Genomic DNA, 4696 nt, shown 5'->3' with positions numbered 1-4696 from the left:
CGGCCGCTGTGGCGGTTCAATGCCCTGTGGTATCAGTCACCCGAGTTGTTTGCACCGCGCAGTGTGAATGATCGACGCGATACCAGTCATGGCACGGATGCGCCCTATATGCGCAGCGAGCAGCAAGTGATCCTGCGCCTGCCCAAAAGCCGTGCCGTGGTGTTTTCAATCCATACCTATATGGTGCATCGCGATGATGTAATGGCGCAGTGGGGAAACCCCGCCTGGGCCGAGTCTTGAAGTATTAGCCGATAGCAGGCCGCTGAGCTGTAACAGCCATCGCGGCCTGCGCGGATCTCTCTATTGGGGCAGGAGCACCCGTGCCGCTGCCTGAACCATGCCAGACCCATGCAAGAACAGAACCACCATGGCCGTCACCAAGGCGCGGACAGAGAGTACGAGGTCAATACCGCGAAAGGCATTGGCCGTGGCCGATAGCATAGCATGTGGCAAACCAATGATCCGGGCAATGCGACTTTGGCCAAAGACTGATTGATAGGTTGCATGGCCCAGATGCGTTGGATTTGGCCGGGCAGAGCGCCAAGGTTTGGCGCGGGCCGGCAAGTGCTGGATCTCGTCGCAATGCTGCTCCAGTACCGTGCTTGCCTCATCGACAGAGCCAAAGCGTTCCTGGCCCCGGGCCCGTTCAGCCTCAGCCTCGGCGCGGGCCTGATCCGCCATTCTAAGTCGGCTTGCCGCCGCCGAGATTTTTGGGCTCTCAGGCTTGCGCTCAACCCTTTGGGAGGCCGTCCTTTGCGGGGCTGGCCTTTGGGGAGTGATGTGCTTGGGGCTGGACTGCTCCGGAAGGCAGGATTCACTGGCTTGGCAGTCCTGAACCAGGGGCGCGGAGCCCTTGGAAATGGCCTGATCGATGATCATGGCAGGGGATTCCGCAAGTGCCTGGTCTTCGACCTCACTGCTTTGTTCAAAAGTCCCTAAAAATTGCTGCGGGGTCAATGCTTTGCTGGTTTCCTGCCAAAAGATCACCAAAGGATCCAAAGCTTGCGTCATGCGCTTCAGCACAATGGCCAGGAGGATTTCGGAAATCTCCTGATCGCAGGCACCGGGAAAGGTCGGCGCCAGAACCAGCTCGATATAGGCTGCGGGGGCTGGTACGCCCCGTGGGGTACGGACGCCAAGCCGCAGGGGAATACGACGCAACCGCAGGCTCACCCGGTATTGATCCGTGTCCAGCCCGATCCGATGTGGATCTCTGGCGTTGATCTGCAGCGCAGGATGGCCGAATTCTTCCAGCGTATCCAGCAGCTCTGTCAGAGCCAGTGTTAGTTTCTCTTCGCTGCGGTGTTCAAACCCCAGCTTACCTTTGTATTGCTCGATCTGTGCCACCGTCAGGGTCCTCCGCTCGGGTTGCTCTGGGTAAACAATAGGAAGGGATCTGGCTCAAAAGTGAGGCGGGGAGAGACAATTGATGAAGAAATAATCAATTTTTACTATGAGTTTACGGCATTGGTAAATAATTATACAAATCAATTGGTTGGGTCGATTTTCTGGTTCTGTGAATCTCCGAATACGGCAGGAAAGGGGCGCTGCAACGCCACTTTGATGCCGCATCCCTTACAATAAGGACCCTTTGGTTGGATTGTTCGCGCAGCCATTTCCAATTTGGAACCACGCGTCGCATCGGCCTCAGACGGAATGCGACTATTGGTCGATTTGCCGCCCCATGATGGCCAGGGATTGCTGATAGACTGTGGCTGCGTTCCACTGTTTCAGCACCCGGTAGTTCGGCTCGCCTTCCTGATAGCCCTTGCCACGTTTCCAGCCATGTTTTTGCAGGTAGCGCGCTGTCGATGCCAAGGCGTCCTGCATGTTATAGAAATCAACACGGCCGTTGCGGTCCCAGTCGACACCATATTTCAACGCATTGCCGGGCAGGAACTGGGTATGGCCCAGCTCGCCATGTTTGGCCCCTTGGGTGGCGCTGGTGATTGCGCCCTGATCCACCAGTTTTAGCGCTCCCAAAGCATGGGGTTCAAAAAACTCTGAACGGCGGCAATCGTAGGTGAGGGTGACAATGGCAGAAACCACCCGGCTGTCGCCCATGAAATTGCCAAAGGCGGTTTCCATCCCGTGGATCGAGATCAATAACCCCGCAGGTACCCCGTATTTGCGCTCCAAGGCAGCGTAGAACTCGGCATGGCGGGCCTTTTGCTTGCGCCCCTGTGCCACGATGGTGGCGGCGCCACGGATCTGCATGAATTTTTCTAGGCTGTAGCGAAAGCTTTTTTGGTTGCGGTCAGCAGCGATGGTGCGGCTGGCATATTGCGCCTGGGCCAGCGCCTGCAATCCCGCCGATTTAACTCCGGAGCGGCGGGCGACCTTGGCAAAATCCGCTTTCCAGGCCTCAAACCCGGCAGAGGTATTACCGCAGGGGGCGGCGAGGGCAGGCGCGGCCAGCGTGGTGAGGCTAAGGGCAAAGGCAAAGGTGGCAGAGGCAAAGAGGCGCATAAAGGGATCCTAAAGCAATGAACTCAAGTTGGGTCCGAGCCTAGGCGCCGCCGCGCAAAAATCTAACGGGAAAACCGCCGGGCTTGTCTCATTTCTGAACGGGTATCATGCAAAGGCCATCGGCGCGGCAAGCGCCAGCCCATCGGCCACCGCCGTCATGGCGTTGCGGTTTTCGACCCTGGCATTGGGGCACAACTGGCGCAGCGCGGCATCCAGCGAGGTCAGCAGCGACGAGCCACCAACCATAACCAGCCGGTCGATTTGCCTAGGGGCGACATCGGCCACTTGCAGTGTTTCGGCCGCATTGTGGGCGATCTCTACCATCATCTTGTCGAGGCTCGCCTGCATAAGGGGCGCGGTGAGAGGTGCATTTAGGCCGCGTTCCAGAATGCGCAAATCGATCCGGGGCTCTGTGGAACTGTCCGGGGCATTGGCCTGGATCTTGCCGCGCTCCACCGTAAAGGCGACGTCATGTCCCAGTTCGTCCTCGAGGGTGGAGACCAGCCGGTTGAGCTTTTTCGGCTCTACCGCGTATTTCGCCAGCTCGCGGGCTGCGCGCCGACTATCTGCTGCATACATAAAAGGGATCATCTGCCAGGTGGCCAGATCGTTGAACAGCCGGTTGGGTGCGGGCAGGGTTTCGGTGCCAAAGGCATTGCGGATCTGACTGCCACGCCCCAGAAGCGGCATCACATGGTCGATACTGATCTGGCGGTCAAAATCTGTGCCGCCCAGCCGCACCCCATGAGAGCCAAGAATGCGGGTCGCGCCGCTGCTGTCTTGCTCAAACAGGGTGAAATCCGAAGTGCCGCCGCCAATGTCGACGATCAGCCCCAGCCCCTTTGCAGGCGCGGCCGATCGCACCGCTGCTTCGGGTTCATAGAGAAAGCGGACATCCTCAAACCCGGCGGCGAGGTAGCAATCGCGCAGGTCCACCTCTGCCTGGGCATCGCGGGCGAAATCGCTGCTGTGAAAATGCACCGGGCGGCCAGAGAGAGCATGGGTGTAGTTTTGGTGGGTCGCGGCTTCGGCGCGGGATTTCACCTCTGCCAGGAACCGCGCGATGATCTGGATGAAATCAGTCACCTCGCCGTTGATCCGCCGTTCTTCGCGTAGAAGCGGCGTGCCCAGCAGGCTTTTGAGCGCCCGCATGAACCGCCCTTCATCGCCATTGATCAGTGCCCGCGTGGCGGAGCGACCAATGCGCATCGGGCGCTTGGGTTCAAAGAACACTGCCGTGGGCAGGGTGGTCTCACCCGGTTCCATCTCCACCAGCCAGGGGTGATCTCCCACGGCAATCCCCGCAGCGGAGTTCGAGGTGCCAAAGTCAATGCCAAGGGTATTGGGGGCAGTAGCTGAGGCGGACATGTGCGGGCTCCTTTTGGGCGATGGAACGCGCCCACCTATAGGAGCGTGAGACTCGCTTCAAGGGACGATTGGCCTAAGCAGGGTGAGTTGGCTGCTCTTATCAGAGGCTAACTACCTGACCGGAAGTTGGATGTCTGAGGTTCCGAAGGATGAAAAACAGCGATTGCAGATCCGCGCAGGCGGTTTAACGCCCTAGGACCCGCGCGGTTCGGGCATAAGAATCGGTCTCAAAACGGAGCCAGGGGTGCTGGATCTATGGGATATCAAACCGAGTCGTCTTGGCTGGCTCAATGCAGCCTGGCCAAGAGCCTGTTTAGCCACAGCAGCCGCTTGTACACTTTTCTTTTTCAAGAGGACTGGTATCGGCATCGGTTACCGGAAAGTCGCCTGTCAGCGTCGGCTGTGGAACTTGCAGCGCATCAGAAAGCCTAGCAACGATGGACCGAGGCATCAGCGACAGGCTCTCGGCCTCGATCTTTGCCAGTTTCCTTTCGGTCAGGCCAGACAATTTGGCAAGCCTTGGCCGACCAATTTTCCGCCCCTTCCGTATGGATTTGAGGCGGTCGCTTCTGATTTCTACGAGTTCTGTCATGCCCGCTGCTTATCAAGTGTGGCCAGGGTTTTCCAGATGAAATGCGGGTGCAGCGAATGGCCGTTTTGAGCCGATTCTGTTGGAAAACTAGGTGTTGCGGGCGCAGAAAGTCGAGTTCCAAATTCAGCGCGAGTGCCTTTCTGGTCAGGCTTTTCTCGTTTGCTGCGGTGCAGGAAAGATCTTGGCCAGTTTTCTGAGGTTTTGGGCGGTAGCGGCGAGGAGGAATTCGTCGTTTGCGCCATATGGGCCGCGTAGTCGGAGCCTTCC

General features: G+C 58.3%; 6 protein-coding genes. 1 reads left to right on the top strand and 5 read right to left on the bottom strand.

From position 1 onward, the window contains the following. A partial coding sequence (locus tag ABJP42_RS11680; RefSeq protein ID WP_348340502.1) for a heme-dependent oxidative N-demethylase subunit alpha family protein occupies positions 1-240 on the top strand: 240 nt, incomplete at its 5' end. 60 nt (positions 241-300) lie between these two features. On the opposite strand, the gene ABJP42_RS11675 is transcribed toward ABJP42_RS11680, so the two are convergent. The 5 genes from ABJP42_RS11675 to ABJP42_RS11655 all read right to left on the bottom strand — a co-directional run. Next, the gene (locus ABJP42_RS11675) at positions 301-1347 is read right to left on the bottom strand and encodes a hypothetical protein (RefSeq protein WP_348340500.1); all 1047 of its coding nucleotides are present in this window, start codon (positions 1345-1347) and stop codon (positions 301-303) included. A 315-nt stretch (positions 1348-1662) separates the two neighbouring features. Continuing rightward, positions 1663-2469, bottom strand: coding sequence for a lytic murein transglycosylase (locus ABJP42_RS11670; protein ID WP_348340498.1), 807 nt, complete (start codon positions 2467-2469; stop codon positions 1663-1665). 105 nt (positions 2470-2574) lie between these two features. Beyond that, positions 2575-3837 carry an Hsp70 family protein gene (locus ABJP42_RS11665; protein ID WP_348340496.1) on the bottom strand — a complete coding sequence of 421 codons (1263 nt, stop codon included), beginning with the start codon at positions 3835-3837 and terminating at the stop codon, positions 2575-2577. A 313-nt stretch (positions 3838-4150) separates the two neighbouring features. Then, positions 4151-4429, bottom strand: a complete 279-nt coding sequence (locus tag ABJP42_RS11660) for a helix-turn-helix domain-containing protein (RefSeq protein WP_348340494.1) — start codon at positions 4427-4429, stop codon at positions 4151-4153. Further along, positions 4426-4696: hypothetical protein (locus tag ABJP42_RS11655; RefSeq protein ID WP_348340504.1), on the bottom strand; the 271-nt coding region annotated here is incomplete at its 5' end. The genes ABJP42_RS11655 and ABJP42_RS11660, both read right to left, overlap by 4 nt.

The sequence above is a fragment of the Pseudophaeobacter sp. genome, assembly GCF_039971195.1.
GTDB lineage: Bacteria > Pseudomonadota > Alphaproteobacteria > Rhodobacterales > Rhodobacteraceae > Pseudophaeobacter.
This window is presented reverse-complemented; position numbering and strand designations above follow the sequence as displayed.